The 26,121-nt window shown below is 69.6% G+C and carries 27 protein-coding genes; 17 read left to right on the top strand and 10 right to left on the bottom strand.

Annotation, left to right across the window (positions count from 1 at the left end; genetic code table 11):
- The first annotated feature begins 120 nt into the window (after positions 1 to 120).
- From ilvN to AC6RUA_RS13470, 8 genes are read left to right on the top strand one after another with little or no spacing between them, the layout of a single operon-like run.
- Positions 121 to 759 carry an acetolactate synthase small subunit gene (ilvN, locus tag AC6RUA_RS13505; protein ID WP_499815450.1) on the top strand — a complete coding sequence of 213 codons (639 nt, stop codon included), beginning with the start codon at positions 121 to 123 and terminating at the stop codon, positions 757 to 759.
- Entirely contained in the window at positions 752 to 1,819 is a 1,068-nt protein-coding gene (ilvC, locus tag AC6RUA_RS13500; protein WP_499813524.1) for a ketol-acid reductoisomerase, read from the top strand. The genes ilvN and ilvC overlap by 8 nt, the downstream gene beginning before the upstream one ends.
- Positions 1,812 to 2,060 carry a DUF7989 family protein gene (locus tag AC6RUA_RS13495; protein ID WP_499813523.1) on the top strand — a complete coding sequence of 83 codons (249 nt, stop codon included), beginning with the start codon at positions 1,812 to 1,814 and terminating at the stop codon, positions 2,058 to 2,060. The genes ilvC and AC6RUA_RS13495 overlap by 8 nt, the downstream gene beginning before the upstream one ends.
- Complete coding sequence (leuC, locus tag AC6RUA_RS13490) at positions 2,057 to 3,487, top strand: 3-isopropylmalate dehydratase large subunit (protein WP_499813522.1); 1,431 nt, start codon at positions 2,057 to 2,059, stop codon at positions 3,485 to 3,487. Before AC6RUA_RS13495 ends, leuC begins: the two co-directional genes overlap by 4 nt.
- Positions 3,484 to 4,149, top strand: a complete 666-nt coding sequence (gene leuD, locus AC6RUA_RS13485; RefSeq protein WP_499813521.1) for a 3-isopropylmalate dehydratase small subunit — start codon at positions 3,484 to 3,486, stop codon at positions 4,147 to 4,149. The genes leuC and leuD overlap by 4 nt, the downstream gene beginning before the upstream one ends.
- Positions 4,146 to 5,138, top strand: a complete 993-nt coding sequence (gene leuB, locus AC6RUA_RS13480; RefSeq protein ID WP_499813520.1) for a 3-isopropylmalate dehydrogenase — start codon at positions 4,146 to 4,148, stop codon at positions 5,136 to 5,138. Before leuD ends, leuB begins: the two co-directional genes overlap by 4 nt.
- A gap of 56 nt (positions 5,139 to 5,194) precedes the next feature.
- Positions 5,195 to 5,344, top strand: a complete 150-nt coding sequence (locus AC6RUA_RS13475; RefSeq protein WP_499813519.1) for a DUF7557 family protein — start codon at positions 5,195 to 5,197, stop codon at positions 5,342 to 5,344.
- A 40-nt stretch (positions 5,345 to 5,384) separates the two neighbouring features.
- Positions 5,385 to 5,948 carry a hypothetical protein gene (locus tag AC6RUA_RS13470; RefSeq protein WP_499813518.1) on the top strand — a complete coding sequence of 188 codons (564 nt, stop codon included), beginning with the start codon at positions 5,385 to 5,387 and terminating at the stop codon, positions 5,946 to 5,948.
- 76 nt (positions 5,949 to 6,024) lie between these two features.
- Here AC6RUA_RS13470 and AC6RUA_RS13465 read toward each other — a convergent pair whose 3' ends face one another.
- The 4 genes from AC6RUA_RS13465 to AC6RUA_RS13450 form a co-directional block, all read right to left on the bottom strand.
- Positions 6,025 to 6,471 carry a DUF5799 family protein gene (locus tag AC6RUA_RS13465; protein WP_499813517.1) on the bottom strand — a complete coding sequence of 149 codons (447 nt, stop codon included), beginning with the start codon at positions 6,469 to 6,471 and terminating at the stop codon, positions 6,025 to 6,027.
- Positions 6,472 to 6,541: 70 nt separating this feature from the next.
- Entirely contained in the window at positions 6,542 to 8,284 is a 1,743-nt protein-coding gene (locus tag AC6RUA_RS13460) for a Na+/H+ antiporter (RefSeq protein WP_499813516.1), read from the bottom strand.
- A 103-nt stretch (positions 8,285 to 8,387) separates the two neighbouring features.
- Positions 8,388 to 10,904: an amino acid permease gene (locus tag AC6RUA_RS13455; protein WP_499813515.1), complete on the bottom strand. Its 2,517-nt coding sequence runs from the start codon at positions 10,902 to 10,904 to the stop codon at positions 8,388 to 8,390.
- A gap of 152 nt (positions 10,905 to 11,056) precedes the next feature.
- Positions 11,057 to 12,637 carry a S8 family serine peptidase gene (locus AC6RUA_RS13450; RefSeq protein ID WP_499813514.1) on the bottom strand — a complete coding sequence of 527 codons (1,581 nt, stop codon included), beginning with the start codon at positions 12,635 to 12,637 and terminating at the stop codon, positions 11,057 to 11,059.
- Positions 12,638 to 12,906: 269 nt separating this feature from the next.
- Between AC6RUA_RS13450 and AC6RUA_RS13445 the strand changes: the two genes are divergently transcribed.
- A complete protein-coding gene (locus AC6RUA_RS13445) occupies positions 12,907 to 13,386 on the top strand; it encodes an NYN domain-containing protein (RefSeq protein WP_499813513.1) in 480 nt (159 codons plus the stop codon).
- A 95-nt stretch (positions 13,387 to 13,481) separates the two neighbouring features.
- Here the strand turns inward: AC6RUA_RS13445 and AC6RUA_RS13440 are convergent, their stop codons facing one another.
- The 3 genes from AC6RUA_RS13440 to AC6RUA_RS13430 form a co-directional block, all read right to left on the bottom strand.
- Entirely contained in the window at positions 13,482 to 14,855 is a 1,374-nt protein-coding gene (locus AC6RUA_RS13440; RefSeq protein WP_499813512.1) for a geranylgeranyl reductase family protein, read from the bottom strand.
- A gap of 252 nt (positions 14,856 to 15,107) precedes the next feature.
- Positions 15,108 to 16,232 carry a DUF373 family protein gene (locus tag AC6RUA_RS13435; RefSeq protein WP_499813511.1) on the bottom strand — a complete coding sequence of 375 codons (1,125 nt, stop codon included), beginning with the start codon at positions 16,230 to 16,232 and terminating at the stop codon, positions 15,108 to 15,110.
- Positions 16,233 to 16,326: 94 nt separating this feature from the next.
- Positions 16,327 to 16,989 (bottom strand): DUF6517 family protein, encoded by a 663-nt coding sequence (locus AC6RUA_RS13430; protein WP_499813510.1) that lies wholly within the window; start codon positions 16,987 to 16,989, stop codon positions 16,327 to 16,329.
- A 104-nt stretch (positions 16,990 to 17,093) separates the two neighbouring features.
- Here AC6RUA_RS13430 and AC6RUA_RS13425 point away from each other — a divergent pair, with 104 nt between their 5' ends.
- The 8 genes from AC6RUA_RS13425 to AC6RUA_RS13390 all read left to right on the top strand — a co-directional run bounded on the left by AC6RUA_RS13425 (position 17,094) and on the right by AC6RUA_RS13390 (position 22,738).
- Complete coding sequence (locus AC6RUA_RS13425) at positions 17,094 to 18,089, top strand: radical SAM protein (protein WP_499813509.1); 996 nt, start codon at positions 17,094 to 17,096, stop codon at positions 18,087 to 18,089.
- A gap of 123 nt (positions 18,090 to 18,212) precedes the next feature.
- Complete coding sequence (locus AC6RUA_RS13420; RefSeq protein ID WP_499813508.1) at positions 18,213 to 18,494, top strand: 50S ribosomal protein L44e; 282 nt, start codon at positions 18,213 to 18,215, stop codon at positions 18,492 to 18,494.
- Positions 18,495 to 18,496: 2 nt separating this feature from the next.
- Positions 18,497 to 18,673: a 30S ribosomal protein S27e gene (locus AC6RUA_RS13415; RefSeq protein WP_499813507.1), complete on the top strand. Its 177-nt coding sequence runs from the start codon at positions 18,497 to 18,499 to the stop codon at positions 18,671 to 18,673.
- Between the two features lie 381 nt (positions 18,674 to 19,054).
- Positions 19,055 to 19,855, top strand: a complete 801-nt coding sequence (locus tag AC6RUA_RS13410; protein WP_499813506.1) for a translation initiation factor IF-2 subunit alpha — start codon at positions 19,055 to 19,057, stop codon at positions 19,853 to 19,855.
- 31 nt (positions 19,856 to 19,886) lie between these two features.
- Positions 19,887 to 20,099 (top strand): RNA-protein complex protein Nop10, encoded by a 213-nt coding sequence (locus AC6RUA_RS13405; protein WP_499813505.1) that lies wholly within the window; start codon positions 19,887 to 19,889, stop codon positions 20,097 to 20,099.
- A 97-nt stretch (positions 20,100 to 20,196) separates the two neighbouring features.
- Entirely contained in the window at positions 20,197 to 20,961 is a 765-nt protein-coding gene (locus AC6RUA_RS13400; protein WP_499813504.1) for a proteasome assembly chaperone family protein, read from the top strand.
- 132 nt (positions 20,962 to 21,093) lie between these two features.
- On the top strand, positions 21,094 to 21,879 hold the full coding sequence (locus AC6RUA_RS13395; RefSeq protein ID WP_499815449.1) for an aldo/keto reductase: 786 nt from the start codon (positions 21,094 to 21,096) through the stop codon (positions 21,877 to 21,879).
- Between the two features lie 100 nt (positions 21,880 to 21,979).
- A complete protein-coding gene (locus tag AC6RUA_RS13390; protein WP_499813503.1) occupies positions 21,980 to 22,738 on the top strand; it encodes a hypothetical protein in 759 nt (252 codons plus the stop codon).
- 5 nt (positions 22,739 to 22,743) lie between these two features.
- Here the strand turns inward: AC6RUA_RS13390 and AC6RUA_RS13385 are convergent, their stop codons facing one another.
- From AC6RUA_RS13385 to AC6RUA_RS13375, 3 genes are all read right to left on the bottom strand, one after another.
- Positions 22,744 to 23,946 (bottom strand): DUF373 family protein, encoded by a 1,203-nt coding sequence (locus tag AC6RUA_RS13385; RefSeq protein ID WP_499813502.1) that lies wholly within the window; start codon positions 23,944 to 23,946, stop codon positions 22,744 to 22,746.
- Positions 23,947 to 24,033: 87 nt separating this feature from the next.
- A complete protein-coding gene (locus AC6RUA_RS13380; RefSeq protein WP_499813501.1) occupies positions 24,034 to 25,035 on the bottom strand; it encodes a S49 family peptidase in 1,002 nt (333 codons plus the stop codon).
- Between the two features lie 113 nt (positions 25,036 to 25,148).
- The gene (locus tag AC6RUA_RS13375; protein ID WP_499813500.1) at positions 25,149 to 26,072 is read right to left on the bottom strand and encodes a coiled-coil protein; all 924 of its coding nucleotides are present in this window, start codon (positions 26,070 to 26,072) and stop codon (positions 25,149 to 25,151) included.
- Positions 26,073 to 26,121 lie beyond the last annotated feature (49 nt).

Raw genomic sequence — 26,121 nt, 5'->3', positions numbered from 1 at the left:
GACGCCGACGACGGGACGGCGGACGCGAGCGCGGACGACGCGAGCTTCGACGACCACCCCGCGGACGCGCCGGCCGCGCGCTCGGCGCGCCGGCCCGGCGGGGACACGCCCAACCGCGGGATGGCGGGTGCGCGCCCCGAGGAGCGCCCGCAGCCGGCGGGGCGGCGGAACACGCACGGCGTCCGGGTCGACCCGGACGTCGAGGCGGAACAGGCCGAGCGGACGGCCGTCATCTCGGCGCTCGTGGAACACGAACCGGGCGTGCTCTCGCGCGTCTCGGGGCTGTTCTCGCGCCGGCAGTTCAACATCGAGAGCCTGACGGTCGGCCCGACGACCGTCGAGGGCCACGCGCGCATCACGCTGGTCGTCGAGGAGACGGACTCGGGCATCGACCAGGCGAAGAAACAGCTGTTGAAGCTCACGCCCGTCATCGCGGTGGGCGAACTGCGGAACGACGCCGTGCGAGCCGAACTGGTGCTGTTGAAGGTCCGCGGCACCGAACCGGACAAGGTCCACGCCATCACGCAGATGTACGAGGGCCAGACGCTCGACGCCGGGCCGCGGACCATCACGGTCCAGATAACGGGCGACGAGCAGAAGATAGACGACGCGGTCGACGCCTTCCGGCAGTTCGGCATCATCGAGATCGCCCGGACCGGCCAGACGGCGCTCGAACGCGGCGACTCCCCGACGACGCCCGGCGAGGAGCCGGGGCACTCGGCGGCAACGGACGACGCGACCCAGAACTACGATGACTGACGACACCGACACACTCGACACGACGGTATACTACGACGACGACGCCGACCGCTCGCACATCGACGACAAGACCGTGGCCGTCCTCGGCTACGGGAGCCAGGGACACGCCCACGCCCAGAACCTCTCGGACAGCGGGGTGGACGTGGTGGTCGGCCTGCGCGAGGGGTCGTCCTCGCGCGCCGCCGCCGAGGAGGACGGCCTGCGCGTGGCGACGCCCGTGGAGGCGGCGAACGAGGCCGACATCGTCTCGATGCTCGTTCCCGACACGGTCCAGCCCGACGTGTTCGAGGCGGTCCGGGAGGAACTGGACGCCGGCGACACGCTCCAGTTCGCGCACGGGTTCAACATCCACTACAACCAGATTCGCCCGCCCGAGGACGTCGACGTGACGATGGTCGCGCCCAAGTCGCCGGGCAACCTCGTCCGGCGCAACTACGAGGCCGACGAGGGGACGCCCGGCCTGCTCGCGATCTACCAGGACGCGAGCGGCGAGGCGCGCGAGGAGGGGCTGGCGTACGCGCACGCCATCGGCTGTACCCGCGCGGGCGTCATCGAGACCACGTTCCAGGAGGAGACGGAGACGGACCTGTTCGGCGAGCAGGCGGTGCTGTGCGGCGGCGTCACCTCGCTCGTGAAACAGGGGTACGAGACGCTGGTCGACGCGGGGTACAGCCGCGAGATGGCGTACTTCGAGTGTCTGAACGAGTTGAAGCTCATCGTCGACCTGATGTACGAGGGCGGGCTGGGCGGCATGTGGGACGACGTCTCCGACACCGCCGAGTACGGCGGCCTCGTCCGCGGCGACGAGGTGGTCGACGACCACGCCCGCGAGAACATGGAGGAGATACTCGACGCGGTGCAGAACGGCACGTTCGCCCGCGAGTGGATCGCCGAGAACCAGGCGGGTCGTCCCTCCTACACGCAACTGCGCAACGCCGAGAAGGCCCACGACATCGAGGACGTGGGCGCGGACCTCCGGAGCCTGTTCGCGTGGGGCGGCGAGACGGAGGACGACGAGGACGAGGACCCCGAGCGAGCGGAGATGAGGGCGGATGACTGAGCCCGGCGGGAACACGACGATGGCCGACGTGAGCCACGTCCACCCCGGGACGCGCCAGTCCTTCGGGACGGTGTACCGCCGCGGCCCCGCGGTGACCGACGGCGGGACGGCCGGCGCGGAGCGACGGACGGGCGACACCATCGCCGACGTCGACCACGAGCCGCCGTACCCGGAGCCGGTGGACGTGTGGGCGCGCGGACGCGTCCGAACCGGAGCGGACACGACGGAGGGTCGCGTATGAGCGAGGGGACGCTGTACGACAAGGTGTGGGACACCCACGCGGTGACGGAACTGCCGACGGGACAGACCCAGTTGTTCGTCGGTCTCCACCTCATCCACGAGGTGACCAGTCCCCAGGCGTTCGGCATGCTGCGAGAGCGCGACATGGAGGTGGCGTACCCCGCGTTGACGCACGCGACGGTCGACCACATCGTCCCGACGGCCGACCAGTCGCGCCCGTACGGCGACGACGCGGCCGAGGAGATGATGAGCCAGTTGGAACAGAACGTCCGCGACGCGGGCATCGAGTTCTCCGACCCGACGACCGGGGACCAGGGCATCGTCCACGTCGTCGGTCCCGAGCAGGGGCTGACTCAGCCCGGGAAGACGGTCGTCTGCGGCGACTCGCACACCTCGACGCACGGCGCGTTCGGCGCGCTGGCGTTCGGTATCGGTACCTCCCAGATTCGCGACGTGCTGGCGACCGGCTGCATCGCCATGGAGAAGAAGGACGTCCGGCGCATCGAAGTGACGGGCGAACTGGGCGAGGGAGTCGAGGCGAAGGACGTCGTCCTCGAGATAATCCGGACGCTCGGCACCGACGGCGGCGTCGGCTACGTCTACGAGTACGGCGGCGAGGCCATCGAGGCGCTCGACATGGAGGGGCGGATGTCCATCTGCAACATGTCCATCGAGGGCGGCGCCCGCGCGGGCTACGTCAACCCCGACGAGCGGACGTTCGAGTGGCTCCGCGACACGGACGCGTTCGCGGACGACCCCGAGCGGTTCGAGGAACTGAAGCCGTACTGGGAGTCCATCGTCTCCGACGACGACGCCGAGTACGACGACACCGTGACCATCGACGCCGACGCGCTCGAACCGATGGTGACGTGGGGGACGACGCCCGGGCAGGGCGTCGGCATCACCGAGCTGATTCCGGCCCCCGAGGACCTCGCGCCGGACAAGCGCGACACCGCCCGGCGGGCACAAGAGCACATGGGCGTCGCGCCCGGCGACACGATGGAGGGGTACGGCGTCGACGTGGCGTTCCTCGGCTCGTGTACCAACGCGCGCCTCCCCGACCTGCGGCGGGCGGCCCGCGTCGTGCGGGGTCGGGAGGTCCACGACGACGTGCGCGCGATGGTCGTCCCGGGGAGCCAGCGGGTACAGGCGGCCGCCGAGTCCGAGGGACTCGCGGACACCTTCCGCGAGGCGGGCTTCGACTGGCGCAACGCCGGCTGTTCGATGTGTCTCGGCATGAACGAGGACCAACTGGAGGGCGACGAGGCGTGCGCCTCCTCCTCGAACCGGAACTTCGTCGGGCGGCAGGGGTCGAAGGACGGCCGGACGGTGCTGATGAACCCGCGGATGGTGGCGGCCGCCGCCATCGCTGGCGAGGTGACCGACGTGCGCGACATCGAGGAGCGCGAGGAGGTGGAGGCGGAATGAGCACCGACAGTCCGGACGCGGACGACGCGAGCGGCCCGGCCGAGACGGTGCGACACGTCTCGGGCACGGGCGTCCCGGTCCGCGGCAACGACGTCGACACGGACCAGATAATCCCGGCGCGGTTCCTGAAGGTCGTCACGTTCGACGGCCTCGGGCAGTTCGCGTTCTTCGACCAGCGGTTCACCGAGGACGACGAACCGAAGGACCACCCGTTCAACGAGGAGCGGTTCCAGGGCGCGAGCGTGCTGGCGGTGAACGCCAACTTCGGCTGCGGCTCCTCGCGCGAGCACGCCCCGCAGGCGCTGATGCGCTGGGGCATCGATGCCGTCGTCGGCGAGTCGTTCGCGGAGATATTCGCGGGCAACTGCCTCGCGCTCGGCATCCCGACGCTGACGGCCGACCACGAGTCGGTCAACGCGTTCCAGCAGTGGATCGACGACAACCCGGACGGGGACATCGACGTGGACGTGGCCGCCGAGACGGTGACGTACGGCGGCACCGAGATGAGCGTCTCCGTCGACGAGGCACAGCGGCGGGCGCTCGTCGAGGGCGAGTGGGACACCACGGCGCTCATGAGCGCGAACGCGGGCGAAGTGCGGAAGACGGCCGAGTCGCTCCCGTACGTGCGCGACGAGCGGATTCCGGAGCCGAGCGACCGATGAGCGGCGCGAACGACCGGGAGACGATAGCGGTCATCCCCGGCGACGGCATCGGCGCGGAGGTCGCCCCCGCGGCCCGGCGGGTGCTCGACGCGGTCGGCGACTTCGAGTTCGTCGAGGGCGACGCCGGCGACGCGGTGAGAGCCGAGACGGGCGAGGCGCTCCCGCAGGAGACGTACGAGTTGGCCGCGGGCGCGGACGCGACGCTGTTCGGCGCGGCCGGCGAGACGGCCGCGGACGTCATCCTCCCGCTCCGGCGGGCGGTCGACTCGTTCGTGAACGTCCGGCCAGCCCGGGCGTACCCCGGCGTCGACGCGCTCCGCCCGGAGACGGACCTCGTCTTCCTCCGGGAGAACACCGAAGGCGTGTACGCCGGCCACGAGGACCGCCTCACCGACGACGTGTCGACGCTCACGCGCGTCGTCACCGAGGGCGCGTCGCGACGGCTCGCCGAGTACGCCTGCGAGTTCGTCGACGGGCGCGAGACGGACGCGCTCCAGGTCGTCCACAAGGCGAACGTGATGCGCGAGACGGACGGTCGGTTCCGCGACGCGGTGGTCGACGTGGCCGACGGCCACGGCGTCGCAACCGAGGAGGTGCTGATGGACGCGTTCGCCACGCGGGTCTGTCTCGACCCGACCGAGTTCGACACCGTCGTCTGCCCGAACCTCGCGGGCGACGTGCTCTCGGACCTCGCGGCGGGACTCGTCGGCGGCCTCGGCCTGCTCCCGTCGGCGAACGTCGGCCCGGAGCGCGCGCTGTTCGAACCGGTCCACGGCACCGCGCCCGACATCGCGGGCGAGGGCGTCGCCAACCCGGCGGCGGCCGTCCTCTCGGCCGCGATGCTCCTGGAGTACCTCGGCTACGACGACGCCGGCGCGGACGTGCGCGGGGCCGTCGAGGCCACCCTCTCGGACGGGCCGCGCACGCCCGACCTCGGCGGCGACGCGACGACGGACGACGTGACCGAGGCGGTGCTGGCGCGGCTGTGACCGGGTGCGGGCCGCGGGTGTAACCCTTTTGCGGCGGGAGGGAGAATCGGAAACGTATGCCCGACATCCACGTGAGCGAGGAGACGCTGCAGCGGCTGAAGGGACTCCGCGAGGAGGACGAGAGCTACGACGAACTCATCGAGGAACTCATCAACATCTACGAGGCCGAGGAGCTGACGCTGTTCCACTCGGGCGACGAACCGTAACGGATACCAGCACCCGCTCCGGACGGGTCGAGCGACGGAGATGCCGACGCTCTGCTGGTTACCGGTGGAACTGTCGTTTCTCGGGGCCGTGGCCCTCGGGTTCGCGACCCGGATGACGTCCGGCGTGTACCGGACGTACGCGACCCTCCGGCACGAGGGGTACGGCCGACTCACCGAACTGGAGCGGCGGATCGCATCGGACCTCGCCGCCCGTCTCCCGTCAAGCGGGAGCGAGGAGTGGTACCGGTCGGGGCGCTCCTGGACCCGGACGTACCTGGTCGCCGGCACGAACGCGCTCTTCGTGAGCCTCGCCGTCGGGTACGTCACCACGAACACCGTCGCCCTCCCGCCGGCGCTCACGGACCAGTGTATCGACCTCGGCGCTGTCCTCCCGTTCGGAGTCGTCTTGGGGTTCGCCCTCGCTCAGGTCGTTCTCGCGAGCGCCGGTCGTCTCGCGCGGTTCGGAGTCGCCGTCTCCGGGGCCGACGCCGCGCGCGATGGGTTCGACTGGGTTTCGGGCCTGTCGCTGTTGCTCCCGGGGCGTTCGTCGCCGTACTCTACTGGCTGGCGTTCGACGGGGAGGCACTGGTCGGCTGGGCGCTGACCGTCTACGTCACCGCCGCGGCGTTCTTCGCCGTGGTCTGTCGCGTCTCGCACGCGCTCGAGACGCGGGACGGTCGTCACTCCTGATACGCGATTCGGACCTGGTCCCACTTCCCGTTCTCTTCGAGGCGTCGCTGGAGTTCGGTCGCGTACTCGCCGGTGAGCCGCTCGGCCGCCTCCAGTTTCTCGTCGTCGACCCCGCCGCCCCCGCCGAACAGCGCGTCCTTGATGTTCGAGACGAACCCGCCCGACCCGTTCGAACCGCTCCCGCCCGCTCCGCCGCCCGAGACCGTGTTCATCTGCGAGGAGATGTTCTCCAGTTCGGGCATTATCTGCGGGAGTTTCTCGGTGTCCGCGACGACGCGCGCCGCGTCCGGGTCGTCCGCGTTCTCGATCTCGAACTCCGTGGCGGTCATGATGAGCCCCCACTCCTGGTTCGAGAAGCGCGAGTCGCGCACCCGCTGTGAGAACTCCCTGTCGACTGCCATCCGGTCGCCGACGATGGCGTCCGTCCAGTTGCTCATACCTTCCGATGACGCGCGAGGGGTATGTGGATTTCCCTCCCGCGCCCGGTCGACGACCGCCGACCCGACGCTACTCCTCGTCGGTCGTCTCGGTCCCCTCGACGGTCTCCGGCATGTCGAGGTCCACCTCGAGGCCGAACTCGTCGGCGCGCTCGCGCCAGAACTCCGTGTACCCCTCCCGGGACTCGCGGACCGTGGACTGTCCGCTCCGAACCAGGTCGAGTTTCAGGTCCACCTCCTCCAGCAGCCGCTCGCCCACGTCGTCCGCGACGACGCCCGTGCGGACGGCGTCGATGATGGCGCTCTTCTCCTGTCTGAGCACCTGCCGCTCCCCGACGAGGACGCGCTCGTGGCGGAGTTCCGGGTTCTCCGTGAGCAGCGTCGAGACGGCGTCTCGCAGGTCCTCCTTCTCGCGGCCGTACTCCGCGCGGAAGTCGTCGTACACGTCGGTCGGGATGTCGCCCTGCGCGTTCAGCCGCTCGGCGGCGTCGAGCGCCTGCGTGACCGCGCGGGCGCGCCCCGTGAGTAGCTGGTACAGTTCCTCCGCGTCCGACCGGGTGACCACGCCCAGCGAGTCGAGCAGTCGGCCCATCGACAGCCCCTGGACGACGAGCGAGAACGCGGCGATGCCGAACACGAGCGCGGTCAACTGCGCCCGGGGGAACGACGCCGGGACGGTCGTCCCGGGTGCGGGGAGCCCGAGGACGAGCGCGATGGGGATGGAGCCGTGGAGCCCGCCCCACACCATGACGTGCTGGTAGGAGCGGGGGATGTCGTTCGCGAGGCTGGCGTTCACGACCGCGGTCGTGGCGTAGACGATGACCGCGCGCACGGCGAGCGTGAGGGCGATGCCGATGAGGATGAGGTCGGCGAACCGCACGAGGTCGCCGATGGGCGTCCGCACGCCGATGGCGACGAAGACGAACGTGTTGACGACGAACGCCACCGTCTCCCAGGTGTTGAACACCGAGACTTTCGTCCGGGGGCTCATGGCGTACTCGGCGCCCTGGTTACCGATGAACAGGCCGGCGACGACCGTCGCGATGACGCCGCTGACGTGGAGGTAGTGCTCCGCGAGGAGGAAGCTCCCGTACGCGAGCACGAGCGTCAGGATTATCTCGGTCATGTGCTCGTCGAGGTTGTACATCACCTGATACACGGCGTACCCGGCCACCAGCCCGACCACCAGCCCGCCGACCGAGACGACTACCAGTTCCCGGAGGACGCCCGCGACCCCGTCGAGCGTCAGCAACGCGGCCGGTTCGACCCCCTCCTCGACCAGCACGAGCAGGGTCGTGAAGACGACGACGCCGACCCCGTCGTTGATGAGCGACTCCCCCTCGACGAGCACCGAGAGCCGGTCGGGCGCGCCGAGTTCCTTGAACAGCGCGAGCACGGAGACCGGGTCGGTCGGGAGAATCATCGCCGCGAACAGGAGCGAGATGACGAGCGGGAACCCCAGGGCGACGGAGCCGAGCGCACCGAGCAGGACGACCGAGACGATGAGCCCCGGCACCGCGAGCGCGAGGATGGGGACGAGGTTGCGGCGGAACTGTTCGAGGTCCGTCGTCGCCGCCCCCTCGAACAGCAGCGCGGGGAGGATGACGAGCAGGATGAGGTCGTGCGAGAGCTCGTTCGCCACCCCGATTTCGACGCCCACGAGCGAGACGGCGAATCCCGCGATGAGCAGCGCGATGGTGTAGGGGAACCGGCCGACCTTGGCGACGAGCGTGCCGACGCCCGCCGCGATGAGAAACACCGTGATGAGCGGGATGAGTTCGGCGACGACCCCCGACGGCTCTTGGAGGAGCATCAGGGCGTCCCCGCGTCCGACTGTGGCGTGCGTGACATTCGGTTCGTCTCGTCGTGCGACCGGGGGCGACTAAAACGCTTCAGTATTCGGGACGCGTCGGGTCTCAGTCCGACCGACCCGGGCGGTCCGAACGGTCCGAGCGGTCCCGGCCCACGCCGATTCGCGAGTCGCTCTCGCGGGTGTCCCGCTCGGCCACCTCGTACCAGCCGACGCGCTTGGCTATCGCGCGGACCGGCGCGAAGACGAGGTCGGAGAGTCGCGAGAACTCGCCGGACGCGGACGCGTACACGAGCACGGGCACGTCCCGCTCGTTCGCGCGCGCGACGACCCGGTCGGGGGTACTCCCGAAGACGTAGCGGCTGAGTCCCCGGGTGCGGGCGGCGCCGATGGCGAGCAGGCCACCGCGGTCGGCGGCCGCGTCCACGAGTGCGTCCGCGATGCTGTCGGACTCCACCTCCAGTACCGCGGGGTCGGTGCTCTCCGCGAACGCGTCGAGCGTCGGGTCGAGGTCCTCGGGGGTGCCGGACTCGCCGGTCGGCTGGACGTGGACCACCGTGACGTCGCCGCCGCCGACGGCGATGCGGCTGGCGAAGTCCGCGAGCGCCCGGTGGTGGGGGCCGCCGCCCGTCCCGATGGTGAGCGGCGAGAGGTCCACGTCGTCGCCGCCGAGTCCGCGGACGAACAGCACGTCGCAGGGCGACCCGTACTCCAGCTTCCGCGCGAGTTTGTGGTGCTCGCTGGGGTAGCCCATCAGGATTCGGTCGGCACCGGTCTCGCGGGCGGTCTTGAGCACGTCGAACGCGATGTCCCGCGAGACGTGCCCCTCGGCGACGAAGGTGGCGTCGAGGTCGTCCTCGACGCCCGCGAGCACGTCGGTGAGGCGGTCCATCCGCGCCTCGGCTACGTCGAACACCTGCTCGCTGTACGTCTGTTCGGGAATCTCCGTCACGTTCAGGAACCACACCTGCGTCGGTTCGTCGTAGAGGTCGCCCATGTGCGCGGCGAGGCGCGCGTACATCGGCGCGTCCTGCATCCGCCGGAGCGGGACGAGCACGCGGAAGCGGTCCTCGTCGCCCTCGCCGCCGGCTACCTCGTCGAGTCCGGGGTTGACCGGAACCTCGGGCGTACTCGGCTCCGGTCCCCCGACGCTCCGCGGGGTGCTCTCGCCGACCGCGACGGTCCGTTCGGGCGACGTCTCCTGGACGAGTTCCGTCTCCGCGGGCGCGCCGCCCCAGCTGACGAACACTCCGATGACGACGAGCGTGAGCAGGACGCCGATGATGGTCCCCACGACCGGGAGCATGTACACCAGCGCGAGGTTGGCGACGATTCCCAGAATCGGGAGGAGCGGAACGAGCGGCATCGAGAAGCCGCGTTCGAGTTCCGGCTCGTTCCGCCGGGAGTAGACGAGCGCCCCGTTCACGACTGCCAGCGGGATGAGGAGGTTGAACGTCGCGAACCCGGTGAGCGGTTCGAGACCGAGCAGGCCCTCCTCGCCGCCGACGAACAGCCCGAGACCGAAGATACCCCCCTCGCCGCCGGGGACGAACCCCATCAACAGACCGTGTGCGCCGAACAGCGTCATGAACACGAAGATGAGACCGGCGATGAGCGCCGTCGCGGTGGTGACGCTGTACGTCGGCGTCTCGTACTCGGGGTGGATGCGGCCGAGCTGGCGGGGCGCGTGGCCGTTCTGTCCCATGAGCGACCCGATGCCGGCGGCGGCCAGCACCGAGGCGTTCGACGCGGATATCATCGAGAACACCGCGCCGGCGACGATGAGGTACTGGCCGACGGGTCCGAGGAACGACGCCGCGACCTGTCCCATCGCCGTCTCGCCCTGCGCGAGCACGGAGTCGGGAACGGGCGCGTTCACCATCGCGACGATGACGAGCGTGTAGAGGACGGTCACGGTCACGATGGAGGCGGCGATGGCCCGCGGGACGGTCTTCCGCGGCTCGATTATCTCGCCCGCGCTCGCGGCGATGGCGGAGAAGCCGAAGAAGGTGATGAACGCGAGCGCGGCGATGGAGACGATGCCGCCGGCGTCCGTCGAGAAGTCGGTGGCGAACGTGGTCACGGACTCGCTCGGGCCGGCGTACGCGACGGCGCCGCCGATGAACACGAACAGCACCGCGACCTTCGCGGCGGTGACGACCACCTGGAACGTCCCCGACTCCTCGGTTCCCTGCGCGTTCAGGTAGCCCAGCAGGAGCGCCGCCGCGATGCCGACCGACCCCCGCGGGAGGACGTGGAGCGACTCGGGGAAGATGAACATGAAGAACCACTCGTCCATCGTGGCGAGGTAGAACGCCGTCGTCCCGGTGTACCCGAGGAACAGCGACGCACCCACCCCGTACGACAGCAGGTCGCGGCCCTCGAACGTCTCCGAGGTGAACAGGTAGCCGCCACCGTTCTCCGAGTAGATGGACGCGAACTCCGAGTAGGTCGCCGCCGTGATGCTCGCAACCAGGGCGGCGATGATGAACGCGATGACCGCGCTCGACCCGATCTGGTTGACCGCGGTCCCCGACAGCGAGAAGATACCGGCCGCGATCATCGTCCCCAACCCGAGCGCGAACGCGACCCGGAAGTCGAGGGTGCGAGTCTTCTCTACCATCCTGTCACCGCGGCATCAATAATCGGCCGCGTCGGCGAGTGCATGTCCGAGTCCTCATCCCGCGCCGCAAAAAGTGGGACGGCCCGTGCGCGACCGCTGGTCAGCTAGTAACCTACTGGACTCTACCGGAATCTGCTGGACTCTGTCGGCCTCTACTGGTACTCGGTGACCGTGAGGTCGAAACTCCCGCTGCCGGTGTAGGAGTCGACGAGGACGTGGAGGTCGGTCGAGTCGTCGGGCGCGTCGATGGTGATGGTCTCCTGACTGTTCGTGGTCCACGACCGGTAGTCGTAGCCGGACGTAGTCGGACAGGCCCCGGTCCCGTCGTTCGCGTACAGGTCGAAGTCGGCGTCCGACGGGCCGTCGAGTTCGACGACGACCGTGGAGGGTGAGGAGTAGCTGAACCCGTAGCTGTAACACCGTTCGTCCCAGTACCCCGAGAGCGACCCCGAGACGCTGGCGCTGGTCGACTCACCACCGCCGTCACCGCCGTCGTCGCCCCCGCCACCGCCCGGGGTCGTCGTCACGGCGTTACCGGCGTCGACACGACCGCTCCCCTGCTGGTCGCTCGACAGGCCGACGTCGACGGCGGTCGCCTTCAGGTGGTCGCGCAGCGCCGAGTTCGAGAGGTCGTGTGCGGCGAGCGTGAGTCCCGCGGCGCCCGCGACGACGGGCGTCGCCATCGACGTGCCCGAGATGGCGTCGTAGCCGTCGTCGGTCCACGTCGAGAGCACGTTCGTCCCCGGCGCGGCGAGTTCGACGGCCGACCCGTAGTTGGAGTAGTTCGCGAGCGTCTCGTCCGGGTCGAGCGCGGAGACGGCGAGACACTCCGAGTAGGCCGCCGGGTACGAGACGCTCCCCTGCCCGTCGTTCCCCGCCGCCGCGACCACGAGCGCGCCGTTGTTCGTCGCGTACCCGACGGCGTTCTTTATCGTGGTCGTGTAGCCGCCGCCGCCCAGCGAGAGGTTGATGACGTCCGCTCCCCGGTCGGCGGCCCACTGGACGGCGTCGGCGATGTCGGCCGTGCTCCCCGACCCCGCCTCGGAGAGCGCGCGCCCGGAGACGAGACTGGAGTTTCCGATGCCCGAGACGCCCTCGTCGTTGTCCGTCTCGGCGGCCGCGATGCCGGCGACGTGCGTGCCGTGGTACTCGTCGGACAGCGAGTCGGGGTACGGGTCGGAGTCGGCGTCGACGAAGTCGTACCCCGCGTCCGAGGCGACGTTGCCGTCGAGGTCCGGGTGGTCGTACTTCACGCCCTGGTCGACGACGGCGACGGTGACCGAGGCGTCGCCGTACGTCGTGTCCCACGCGGTCGGGGCGTTCACCTGCTGGTCGGCGTACTGGTCGCCGAAGCGCGGGTCGTTCGGCACCTCGAGCGACTCGAACGTCGCGTTCGACTCGGCGTACTTGACGCGGTCCTTCCTCGTGACCGCCTCGACGAAGTTCTCGCGGGCCGCGTCGGGCGCCTGACTCGGGAACGACACCGCGACGTAGCTCAGCGTCTCGTTCGTGTGAACCACCGTCGCGTCGCCCGGGACGGCCTCCGCGACGGTCCCCTCGATGTCGCCGTCCGTCGCGGAGACGCCGACGAGAATCTCGTCCTCCTTGGGTCCGGGGTTCCGGCCGGGACGGGCGGCCGTCACGCCGCCCGCGGCGGTCGCTCCGGCGGCCGCGCCGACCGCCGTCAGGAATCCACGTCGCTTCAGGGGTTGGGTCGTGTTTTCGTCTGGCATGCGGCGTTGATAATCCGGCGATTGGCAGTTTTAATTGTTTCGTTGCTATATTGAATATATATCGATTCGGAGGAATATACGCCGCCGAGAACCGGGGTCGCGGTACCACCGGGTCGTACCGGTCACGCCGCCGCGAACCCGGACGAGCGGGCTCGAGCGCGCCGAGGCCAGAACTGGCCGGGTCGGTTCGGGTTGGTCACGCCGCGCCGAGGGTTTAGGTCCCCCCGACGGACCGGAAGGAGTATTCCGACGGGAGGAAAGCGGGTGGTATGGGGTTGTTGGGACGGCTACTCGGCACCGCGACCGGAGCGGACGGGACCGACTGCGGCGACGCGCCGCGCGGTGTCGCGCTGTTCGTCGACGGACCGAACGTGCTCCGCGAGGAGTTCGACGTGGACCTGGACGACGTCCGCGCGGCGGCGACCGAAGCGGGCGAACTGGTGACGGCGCGGCTCTACCTGGACGAACACGCGACGCCGGGGCTGATTCAGGCCGCGGAGGCGCGCGGCTTCCAGGTGGTCGTGACGAGCGGCGACGTGGACGTGAAACTCGCGGTCGACCTGGCCGCGTTCTCCGCCGACCGCCGCGCGGCGACGGTCGCGGTCGCCTCGCGGGACACGGACTTCAAACCCGCGCTCGAAGTCGCGAACGAGCGCGGCCTGCGGACGCTCGTCATCGCGCCGGGGGCGTACGGCCGGTCGGACGCACTGCCGAACAGCGCGGACGAGAGCGTCACGCTGGGGGAGTGAGAGTCGGGGGGAGGCGACGCAGCGGTGGCGAGAACGGAGGAAGCGACGAGCGGTGAGGGCTGGTGAGACGCGGCGTCGGCGAGAGCGTCCGGCGCTCAGTACTTCGGCTCGGCGGCGGCGATGTCGTACACGTCGTCCATGATGTCGTCCCGGCGGTCGCGCCACGCGGCGAAGCCGCCGGGCGAGGCGGGGTACCGGGCGTACTGGTCCTTGAGTTCGCTCGCCTTGCGCCGGACCTGCCAGAGTTCGTACAGCGAGTCCCAGTGACCGACCGTGTCGACCACCGTCCGGAGTTTCAACCCGAGGCTCATCGACGTCTCGCCCTTGCTCATCGCGTCGACGAGTTGCTGGCCGGGGATGGCGGTGACGATGTCGGTGAGTTCGTCCACGTCGTGGGCCATCCCCCAGATGTTGTACAGGTCGACCGCGGCGAACCGCTTGCCGAAGTCCGTCATCACGTCGTGGTTGTACGACCACAGCCCCTCCTCGCCGGTGTCCCCGTCGGAGATGGCCCGGGCCGCGTGCTTGACCGCCCAGTGGGCCGACTTCGCCGCGCCGGGGATGCCGCCGCCGGTGGTGGGGTTGACGTGGCCCGCCGAGTCGCCGACGGCGAGGAACCCGTCGGCGACCGCCGAGTCGTACGGGCGGCGGGTGGGGAGCGCCGCCCCGAGTTTGTCCCGGACTTTCGCCCCGCGGAACTCCGCACGCTCGCGCAGGTCGCGCTTCAGCGCCTCGACCAACTTCATCGGCGGCTCGGTCATCTGGAACCCCAGCCCCGCGTTTATCCGCGTGCTGGTGCGCGGGAAGTACCAGAGGTACCCCAGTTCCTCCGTCGGCTTGAACACGATGGCGTCGTCGTAGTCGACCGGTTCCGGTACGTCGACTATCTCGCGGTACGCCGAACAGAACTGCGTGTACGAGACGTTCGTGTCGAACGTCGCACCCGAGAAGTCCGCCTTGTCCTGGAGGATAGAGAGCGCGCCCGCAGCGTCGACCGTCACCTCGGCGTCGTACGCGACCGGGTCGCCCTTCCGTTTACCGCGGACGCCCGTGACGCGGCCGTCCGACTGGGTGACGTCCTGCACGACGGTGTCGAAGTGAATCTCGGCGCCCGCGCGCTGTGCCTCCTCGAGGATGATTTCGCCGTAGCGCTTGCGGTCTATCACCGCCCCCGACTGGCCCAGCGGAATCGAGAGTTCCTCGCCCGTCTTCGGGTTCTCGAACACCGCGCGGCGGATGCTCCGGTTGGTGAACGACTCCTCCTTCAGGTAGTCGAGGTCGATGACGTCCGGGAACGTCGAGGTCCCCTTGATGGCGTCGCCGCAGGCGATGTGTCCCGCCTCCGACTCGGACTTGCGTTCGAGGACGACCGTGTCGAGTCCCTCCTGTGCGGCCGTCGCCGCCGCGAACGCGCCGGCCGTGCCGCCGCCGACGACGACGATGTCGCACGAGTGAGATGCCGCAGACATACCTCCCGGGTTCGCAATCGGCCCCCAAAAAGGCGCGTATCCGGCGCCGTCCCTCAGTTCGCCCAGTTCTGTCGGTCTAGTTATTTGGTTCAATCGAAGCTCTTCTATATATTTTATTTTAGAGGGTAGAAAGTTCTGGAGAATCGGGATTGAACATAGTAGGACGGTAGTCGGTAGTGAACGGGGCGACGCCGCCGGCGCCGACCGGCGTGGGTCTCCGAGCGAAGCGGCGGGAGGCGGAGGGAACACCGTTCACGCCGCCTCGGCGCCCCGCGTCAGCCGCGACTCCGCGATGGCGAACGTGAGCGTCGAGAGCACGCCGAGCAGCGTCCCCGCCGTGAGCAGTACCGCGAGCCTCGAGAGCGTGAGCGGGGTGACGCCGGCCTCCGGGACCCGTGGGAGGAAGTAGCCCGAGACGCCGTACAGGACGACGGCGATGGCGAGCACGTAGAACGGCGCGTTGAGGTAGCGCCAGCGGAACCGGTCGGCGAGGTACTCGTCGGTCACCTGCCCGAGCGAGGAGGTGACGCCGGCGACGGCCACCCACTGGACGGCCGTGTACACGAACAGGGCGACCGCGCGTTCGAGCGGGAGTGCCCCGCCCGCCTCGCGCACGGCCGCGAGCGTGTCGAGTCCCTGGACGCCGCCGACGACGACAAGCGCGAGCGCGACCAGGTAGGTGACGAGCGTGACCCGACCGGCGTAGAGGAGGTTTCGCGCGCGTTCGCCGGCCGCGTCGACCGTCTCCTCGAGACCGAGTCCGCGAAAGAGCGTGTACAGTCCCAGCAGGCCGGAGACCAGACCGAGCACCACCGCGCCGGGGATGTCGAACCGGGTGGCGACGACCGAGAGTGGGTAGATGAGCAGCAACACCCCGAGCGGGATGAGGATGGTGCCGCGCGTCTCGGGGTCCGAGAGCACCTGCTTCATCGTGTAGTACATCGACTCGAGGTCCTGCGCCTGCCGGACGACGACCCGGCGGACGCCGTCGAGCGGGACGCGCGAGCGGATGACCGGCAGCACCGACTCGTCCTGCGCGCCGTCGGTGATGACGATGGCGCGCACGTCCTCGCCGGTCGTGAGCGCGGCGAGCACCTCGTCCACCTCCGCGCCGACCGCGCGGTTCGCCTGCACGTCGCTCCCCTCGACGCCGGTGACGGCCGCCACTTCGACCTCCTCGCGAACCGACTCGTCGGCGAGGAGGTCGTCGTACGCGTGGACCGCCTGGAACAGTACGTTCACATCGGAGTCCTCCGGGTCGGCGGTTGCGAGCGCGACGGCCGCGGCCTCGACGGCGTCCCGACCGATGACCGGCGTGTCGAGGCCGGTCTTGCGGCCGAGGTCGTCGTCGAGGTCGACCGGGAGGACCAACAGCATCGTGCGCCGGTATGTCGTGGGGAGTATAACTGTCTTCGGGAGCGCCCCCCTCGCCACCCGCGTTCCCGCAGTGGACGCTCGGCCCCCGGCGCGCTCAGTTTCCGGCGTGTTCGACCGCGCCCATCAGCGTCCGGACGGCGTCCGCCTCACCCGAGAGCAGCGTCGGGAACGCGCCGACGCAGACGACGAAGTCGGCGTCCGCCCGGACCGCCTTCGCGACGTGGAGGCGGACCGTCGTGGTCACCCCCTCGGCCACCCGCGCGTCGGCCTCGAACACGCCCACGTCCGTCTCGGCGCCGAGTACCTGCGCGGTCTCGCCGTCGAGCCGTCGGAGACCGCTGATGCCGTCGTACTGGCCGAGCATCCGACGGGCGAGTTCGCCCGTGTCCAGGTCGCCGACGGGGTTGAACGTCCGGCCGGCGAGTTCGATGGCGGGCGTCGAGAGGGCCGCGAACAGCGCGGCCTGGTAGCGCTCCCCCGCGAGCGAGACGCCCTTGTCGTACTGGGCGAGCTGGTTCGTGACGACCACCGTGCGCGACTGGCCCGCCACCTCGAACGTCCGCTCGATCTCTATCGGCTCGACCTTGTACTCCGCGTACCCCGTCTGGTCGAGCGCCGCCGCCGGCACCGTCGCGGCGGCCGCCGAGAACTCCGCCGGCTCCGACCCCGTGATGACGCCGAGACAACCGCTCGTCGCCGCTACCCCCCCGAACGCCGCCGCGCCCGCCGCGCGGAGGACCCCCCGTCTGCGTACCATGCCCGGGGTGAGGGAACGGAGCGGTATGAGTCTCGTGGTCGACACCGCGCGAGCGGCGCGAGTCGCACCGCTTTTGCCGCTCGACGGGCAAGTCGTGGTACCGAATGATATCGAAGGGCTGTGAACAGTGCGCCAAGGGCGGCAAGATGGTGCTCTTCGTCTACGGCTACTGCGACCAGCGCGACTGCTTCTACTGTCCGCTCGGCGAGAACCGGAAGAACGTCACCGACGTGTACGCCAACGAGCGACTCGTCGAGTCGGACGAGGACGTCCTGGAGGAGGCGCGCCGGATGGACGCGCTCGGCACATCCATCACGGGCGGCGAGCCCCAGGAGGCGATGGACAGGACCTGTCGGTACCTCTCGCTTCTGAAAGACGAGTTCGGCGAGGACCACCACACGCACCTCTACACCGGAATCACGGGCGGCCGCGAGAACATGCGCCGCCTCTCGGAGGCGGGGCTCGACGAGATACGCTTCCACCCGCCGGTCGAACAGTGGGGCGACCTCCACGGGACGGAGTGGGAGGACATCCTCTACGTCGCCCGCGAGGAGGGACTGACGCCCGCGTTCGAGATACCCGGCATCCGCGCGGAATCGGAGTTCCTGCAGTTCCTCGACGAGGGGGCCGCCGAGTTCTGTAACGTCAACGAGTTCGAGATGAGCGACGGGAACTACCGCCGGATGCAGGAGGCCGGGTTCGAACTCCAGGAGGGCCACATGTCGGCGGTCGACGGGTCGAAGGAGGCCATCCTCGAGGTCATGGGCGACCATGAGCGGGTGTACTTCTGCACCTCGGTGTTCAAGGACGCCGCCCAGCACCGCAATCGCCTGAAGCGGATGGCGCGGAACCTGCGACGACCGTTCGACGAGGTGACCGACGACGGCACGCTGGTGTACGGGAAGACGTACGCCGACCCCCAGCGGCTGGAGGCGCTCGGTGTCCCCGAGGAGTTCTACACGGTCAAGACCGACCACGTCGAGGTGGCGTGGTGGCTGTTGGAGGAGATGGTCGCGGACGGCGACGTCGACGACGGGGAGGTCGTCGAGCAGTACCCCACGGCCGACGGGACCGTGGTCGAGCGCACCCCGCTGGCGTGAGAGCCGAACCCGGACCCGGGAACGTCCGACGGTGGCCCCGTGGGAACGACACGCAGGCGGACTCCGGACCAAACTCCTTTTAAGCGCCGGGGCGGTAGCTGACCCAAGAGGAGAGATTTCGCTATGGAGATGCCGCGACGGATGAACACGTACTGTCCGTTCTGTAACGACCACAACGAACACGAGGTCGAGAAGGTCCGCCGGGGCCGCGAGACCGGGATGAAGTGGACCGACCGCCAGCAGGCCCGCGGGACGTCGGTCATCGGGAACGCCGGCAAGTTCTCGAAGGTGCCCGGTGGGGACAAGCCCACCAAGAAGACGCACCTCAAGTACCGCTGCGGGGACTGCGGCAAGGCCCACATGCGCGAGGGCTGGCGCGCCGGCCGCCTCGTCTTCCAGGAGTGAGCATGGCGGGGAACTTCTACCGCGTCACGTGTCCGGACTGCGAGAACGAGCAGGTCGTCTTCGGGAAGGCGTCCTCGGTGGTCAACTGCGCCGTCTGCGGGACGACGCTCGCGCGGCCGACAGGCGGCGACGCCGAGTTCGCCGGCGAGGTCACCGAGACCGTCGAACAGCGCGCCTGAACCGGCACGCTCCCTCGTCGCACTTCTCACGCCGCACTCCCGACCCGACGAGCCGCCGGTCCGTACCGAGGAGCCGCCCCCACCGCTCGCCGGTCGCGGCGCTCCGAGGGGAGAGTCGCCGGCAGAAGTGAATGAGGCCCGCCCTCCCGGGCGGCGTGTCCATGAGCGTGGCGACCTTCTCATTCCCCACTCGATCGCCACCGTCTCTAGGCACAACTATGTAAAAAGCCTGTCTACTCGCGTATCAGTACGGGGATTCGGTATCCCTTCATCCGGTAACCATCCGGTATCGAACGATGGCCGGCGGAGGAGAGACGGGCCTCCACGACGAGGGGTCGGCGTTTCCGAAACCGTATTAGCCTCGGGTCGTAATCGTCGGGCATGAAATTCAGCGGCTGGCCCGAGAAGGGCGAACTCGTCGTGGGCGAGGTGGACGAGATCGCCGACTTCGGCGTGTTCGTCGACCTCGACGAGTACGACGAGAAGCGAGGACTCGTCCACGTGAGCGAGGTGGCGAGCGGGTGGATCAAGAACATCCGCGACCACGTGAACGTCGGTGACCGCGTCGTCGCGAAGGTGCTCGACATCGACGAGTCGGCCCAGCAGATCGACCTCTCCATCAAGGACGTCAACGACCACCAGCGCTCGGAGAAGATTCAGGAGTGGAAGAACGAGCGCAAGGCGGACAACTGGATGACGCTGGCGTTCGGCGAGGACGTGAGCGACGACAAGTACATCGAGGTGGCGGAGGCGCTGTACGCCGAGTTCGGGTCGATGTACGAGGGGTTCGAGGCGGCCGCCATCCACGGCACGGAGGCGCTCTCGGACACGGCCCTGTCCGAGGCGGACGTCGAAGCCGTCGTCGAGACCGCACGCGAGAACGTCTCGGTGCCGTACGTCACCGTCACCGGGTACGTGGACCTGTCGTGTCCGGCCGCCGACGGCGTCGACTCCATCAAGGCGGCGCTCCGGGCGGCCGAGGGGAACGGCGAGGTCCCCCAGGAGATCGAACTCGACGTCTCGTACGTGGGGTCGCCGGAGTACCGCATCCGCGTGCAGGCGCCCGACTACAAGACCGCGGAGAACGAACTGGAGGCGAGCGCCGACCGCGCGCGCCAGTCCATCGAGTCGGCGGGCGGCGTCGGGTCGTTCCACCGCGAGCGCGAGACCGACGACGAGTAGGACGTGAGGCGCGTGGGAGCCGCTGTTTGAGATGAAGTCGGACATCAGGGTCTGTTCGGCGTGGCGAGAGGAGCACGAGCGGCCGGTGTACGCGCTCGGGGAGACGTGTCCGCGGTGTGGCGCGCGGACCGTCAACTCCGCGCCGGCGCCGTTCAACCCCGAGGACCCGTACGGCGAGTACCGCCGCCGGGCGCGCCGGCGAGCGGACGGTGCGTCTGACGACGCCGACGAACGGGAGTCGTGAGCGCCCGACCGTCCGACCGGTCCCGGCCGGTGCTCGGCCCGAGGGGCGCGGAGCCGAAGCCGACGACCCTTTACCACGAGCGCTCCCCCATCGGGGTATGGACGACATCGACATCGAGACGGTCGCGGACCCCGACCTCGACGACCCGGTGCTCATCGAGGGACTGCCCGGCGTCGGGCACGTCGGGAAGCTAGTGGCCGAACACCTCGTCGAGGAGTTCGACGGCGAGGTGGTCCGGCGGGTGTACGCCACGGACTTTCCGCCGCAGGTGACCGTGAACGACGAGGGCGTCACCGAACTGACGCACGCCACGTTCCACCACGTCGACGCCGAGGGGACGGACCTGCTCGTACTCACGGGCGACCACCAGGCGGCGAGCAACGACGGCCACTACCGGCTGACGACCGCCTTTCTCGACGTGGCCGAGGAGTTCGGCTGCGAGCGCGCGTTCGCGCTCGGGGGAGTCCCGACGGGCGAACTCATCGAGGACGACGAGTACGGCGTGCTCGGAGCGCTCACCGACGCCGAGGACCGCGAGGAACTCGAGGGGGCGGGCGTGGAGTTCCGCGACGACGAACCGGCCGGCGGCATCGTCGGCGTCTCGGGGCTGGTACTCGGCCTCGGCGCGCGCCGAGGGCTGGACGCCGCCTGCCTGATGGGCGAGACGTCCGGGTACCTCGTCGACCCGAAGAGCGCGCAGGCCGTCCTCGAAATCCTCCAGGACGTACTCGGGTTCGAGGTGGACTTCTCCGACCTGGAGGACCGCGCCGAGGAGATGGAGGAGGTCGTCGGCAAGATTCAGGAGATGCAGGGCGGCGGCGGCGGGATGCCGAGCGAGGACGAACTCCGCTACATCGGCTGAGTCGCGGGACCACACCGCACGCAGGCACCGCCTCCCCACCTGCCACAATCCCTTTTCGCGTCGCGCTCCTCCGGTCGAGTGATGACACGACAGGCGGCGCCGTCGACGACCGACGTTCCGTCCGCGAACGGGATGCCGATGCTCGGGTTGGGGACGTGGCAGAACGACGACCCCGAGGAGTGCCGGAGCGCGGTCGAGACGGCACTGAACCTCGGCTACCGACACGTCGACACCGCACAGGCGTACGGGAACGAGGGCGCCGTCGGCGACGGCATCGAACGCGCCGACGTGGACCGCGAGGACGTCTTCCTCGCGACGAAGGTGTGGATAGACAACCTCTCGCCCGAGGACGTGCGCGAGACCACGCAGGCGAGTCTCGACAGGCTTGGCGTGGAGTCCGTCGACCTGCTGTACGTCCACTGGCCGTCCCGCGAGTACGACCCCGAGGCGACGATGGCCGCGTTCGCCGACCTGCGCGCGGACGGCCTCGTCGACCGAATCGGCGTCTCCAACTTCCAGCCCGACGACCTCGCGACGGCCGTCGAGGCGTCCGACGCGCCCCTCTTCGCCCACCAGTTCGAGTGCCACCCGCTGTTCCAGCAGGAGGACATCCGGGAGGCGACGACCGACCGCGGCATCGAACCGGTGGCGTACTCGCCGCTCGCCCGCGGCGAGGTGTTCGACGTGCCCGAACTGAGCGAGGTAGCCGAGAAACACGACGCCAGCGAGGCGCAGGTCAGCCTGGCGTGGCTCCGCGAGAAGGGCGTCACGGCCATCCCCAAGGCGACCGGCGAGGACCACGTCCGCGACAACTGGGAGAGTCTCGACGTCACGCTCGACGACGAGGACGTGGCTGCGATCGACGACGTCGGCCGCGAGGAGCGGACGGTCGACCCCGACTTCGCCCCCTGGAACTGACGGCCGCGCCGCGACCCTGAGCCGCCGGGACGACCGCTGGTTATCAGAATCGACCCTGGAGGCGAAACCTTCAATCGACTCGGTTCGTTCTGCCCGAGCGATGGAACGACGCGCATCGCCGGGGCTGCTCGACGCCGTCCGCATCGACCTCAGGCGTCTGCACGCCACCTGGATGGAACTGCTGTTTCCGCGCCAGCTCGACCCCGGTCGAGTCGTCGGCAGGTGGACGCCCGACTCGGGCCCCCAGCGCGCCCTGTATCTGGCCTGGAGCGCGGTCGGGGTCCCGCTGCTCGCGCTCACGTACCCGCTGTTGCTGTTCGGTTTCGCCGCCCGGTTCTACGCGGGACGGATGGACTCGGCGGCCACGCGGCTCGGCGTCGTCGGCGTTGTGCTCACCTCGCTGGCCGCGTGGGGACTGCTCACCGTGGCCGCGTGGCTCAGGCAGTTCTCGCTCGACGGGCTGATCGCCGTCGGCGCGGCCGGGGCCGTCGCCACCGTCGCCGCCGTGCTGGCGGTCGTGTTCTCGCGCGCCGGCGGCCGGGGAACCAGCGTCCTGCTCGCGTACCCCGCGGCGATGACGGCCGTCTTCCTCCCGCCGGTCGTCGCGGCGCTGTACTCGCCCGCGCTCGCGGACGTCGTGTTCACGGGCAGCCAGACGCTCGCGGTGTGGCTGCTCGACAACGTCCTCGCCTACGGCGGGGTGAACACGCTCATCCGCGCCCGATTCGACCTGCGCGGCGTCGCGTACGTCGCGATGTGGTTCGTCCTCGTCGTCCCCGTCGGCTGGTTCTTCGGTCTGCTCGTCGCGCTCGCCGACGTGGTCCGCCCCGCCGGTCCCGCGAGCGGCGTCGGGACGTAACCCGGCTACCGGTTCTCGCTGCGACCGCCTGGGTTTCCCCGGTTGCCGGAACCGGCCGCGTCGTTCTGCGCGGCGTCGCGTACGTCGCCACGTGGGTCGTCCTCGGCGTCGTCCATGACCTCGTCGAGCGTCTCGTCCGAGACGCTGGTCGCGACGCGCACGCCCACGAGCGCGAGGACGATGCCGGCGAAGATGAACAGCGCGAGCCGCTGGATCGGCGAGAACGGCACCCCGAGGAGTTCGAGCGCCGACCGGTCGGTCTCCCGCTCGAGGAAGTACCCCGCGAACCCGCGGACGACGAGACCGACGGCGACGACGCCGAACGGCAGGTTCAGGTACGAGGTGCGGACGCCCTCGTCGCGGATGAGTTCGTCCAGCAGGCGACCGAACGACGCGGTGAGCGCCGCGAGCGCCAGCCACGGGACGCTGGAGTAGACGAACTGCACGGCGGCGACGAACTCACTCTCCGTCACCGGCGACGCCGCGAGCACCCCGAGGAACGCCCCCACGAGCGTCAAGCCCAGCGCGACGACGTAGGTGACGACCGACACCTGTCCGGAGTAGAGCGCCTCCCGGGCGCGCTCTGGCGTCCGTTCGAGCACCTCGTCGACGCCGAGCCCGTAGTACAGTAGCGTCGCACCCAGGAGCGAGGCGAGTCCGGCGAGCGCGACGGTGGTCGAGAACTGGACGAGCAGCACCGGCAGGATGAGCAGCCCCACGCCGAGCGGGACGAGTACCGTCTCGCGGAGTTCCTCGTCGGCCATGAACTGCTTGAGGAGGTAGTACGTCGACTCGATGTCGCGCGCCTGCCGGACGACGACCCGGTCGACGGAGTCGACCGGGAGCCGCGACTCCACGATGGGGACGGCGCGCTCGTCGGCGGCGCTGTCGATGACGACCACGGCGGAGTCCACCTCGTGGCCCGCACACACCTCGTCGAGTTGGGCTGCGAGCGCGCGGTCCGCGCGGACGGGCGAGTCGCCTGCACCGGACACGACGGCGACGACCGTCTCCTCGCCGCCGTCCGACAGTTCGCGGGCGACGCGCAGCGACTCCAGAAGCGAGTTGACGCCGGCGTCCTCCGGGTCCGCGAGGCCGAGGTCGGTCACGAGCGAACGGACCGCCTCCCAGCCGACGACCGGCGTCGCGACGCCGGCCTTCCGGCCGAGGTCGTTCGAGCGGTCCACGCAGAGGACCAGCGTCGTCACGGTCCCCCGGAGGCGGCCCCCGGTGAAAAACCCATCACCCGAGCGTGGTTCCTCGGGACGCGACGAGTACGCGACGCGGGCGGCGACTCACAGCTCCAGTCCGCCCTCGTCCGCGCCGAGCGCGCCGGCGACGCCCGCGCCGAGCGCGAACGCGACGCGCGACGCGCCCAGTTGGAGGCGAGTGGTCAGCCCGCGTTCCGGTTCGAACGTCTCGCGGACCGGGTCCCCGTCGATGAGTTCGCCCACCCGCTCCTCGGCGTCGTCGTCGGTCCCGAGCGCCGTCACCAGCCCGATGTCGACGGCGTCCTCGCCGAGGTACACCCGCGCCTCGGTGTCGCGGACGGCCGCCTCGTCGAGGTCGAACGACGCCGCGACCCGCTCGACGAAGTTGTCGTACCAGGCGTCCGAGAGCCCCTGGAGGTAGGTGCGCTCGCGGTCCTCCAGTTCCTTGAACGGCGCGCCCAGCGAGTCCTTGTACGCGCCGGAGACGATGCGCTCGTAGCTGATGCCGTAGCGGTCGGCGAACTCGTCGAACCGGGTCTGCGAGAAGCGCACGCCGATGCTCCCGACGAGGCTGGCGTCGCGCGCCCACAGTTCGTCACAGCCCGACGCGATCCACATCCCGCCGGACGCGCAGAGGTCGGTCGTGTACGCCACGGTCGGCCCGTCGAACTCGCTCGCGGCGAGTCGGATGTCGTCGCTGGGGACGACTTCGCCGCCGGGCGTGTTCAGCTTCAGCATCAGCGCCTCGACCCGGGGGTCCTCGTCGGCGCGCTCGATCTGTTCGACGACGTCGTCCGCGCCGGGCGTCGTCGGCGACCGGGGGAGCCGTCCACCGCCGCCGTCGCGAGTGATGGGACCGGAGACTTCCACCTCGGCGACGGTGTAGTCGGCGAAGTAGGAGGCGAGCAGGCGCCCGACGATCTGGAGGACGACGAGTACCAGCGCGGCCGTGAGCAGGACGCCGAGCAGGTCGGCGAGGTCCGCGGGGAAGTAGTACAGGAACACGTACCCCAGCACCGCCGCCGCGAACGCCGCCGCCGCGAGGACGACGACGCGGACGACGGTCCGGGCTGTCGAGTCGGCCATGTGGTGTGGCTACGACGCCGGGTACCTAAAACGGGGTGACGGCGGCCCGACCGACACGGTCGACGCGCCGCTGTGGGAGCGAGAGCGAAAACGCGATAAGACGTCCAGCCGACTTAGAGCAGCCCCGTCTTCTGGAGCTTCATCAGGTCCTCGGTGTCGAGGGTCTCGCCTTCCTTGAACTTCTGATAAATCTCCTCGGCCTCCTCGCGCTCGGCCTCCATCTTCTCCTCGCGCTCGGCCTTCTTCTCCTGCTCCTCCTCCTTGTCGAGTTCGCGCAGGCGCTTCTGGACGCGGACGAAGTCCTCGTGGTGGCGGTCGGCCATCTCCTGAGCCTCCACGAACAGTTCGTGCATCGCGTCGGCCTCGTCGCGGATGTCGTCGGCCTCGCGGTAGGCCTCGATCATCCGGTTGTGGTGCTCCTGAGCCTCGTCGGCCAGCTCGGTCACCTTCTGGTGGTGCTTCGAGGCCTCCGAGCGGACCTCCTCGGCCTCCTCGATGAGCCCCTCCAGGTCGCCGCTCTGCTCGACCTTGTTCTTCTTCTCGGCGAGCTTCTCGCGCTTGGTCTCGATCTTCTCGATGAGTTCGCGCTCGTCCTCCGTCGAGAGCACCTCCGTCTGCTGTTTGAACTCGAGGTCCTCGATCTCCTCTTTCAGCTCCTCGATGGACTTGCCCGAGCCGAGTTCGAGGTCCTGTTTCTTCTGCTCGACCTCGTCGAACAGCTCGTTGGCCTCCGCGTTCAGCTCGTTGCGGCTGTTCTTGTGCTCCTGGACCTGCTCGTTCAGCTCGTCGCGCTGTTCGCGGTGTTCCTGGGCCTCGTCGACCTTCTCGCGCGTCTTGGCGTTCAGGTCGTCGCGCTTGGAGGCGCGCTCGGAGGCCATCTGGTTCAGCTCGTTGCGCCGGTCGCGGAGCTGGCCGGCTTTCTTTATGAGCTGCCCCTTAGAACCGTCGTCCAGTTCGTCGTCGGTGAGACCGACGTTTCGCGATTCGTCCATCTGTTCGAGACCGTACTCTTCGAGAACTTCCTCTTGCGTTACCATGATTCGTTACCTCGACACCATACTGCTCCGGGGGTGGCGGACGCTCGGT

The organism is Halorarum sp. SLYT50 (genome assembly GCF_059821265.1).
Note: the sequence above shows the minus strand (reverse complement) of the source record. Positions and strands in the feature narration are given on the sequence as shown.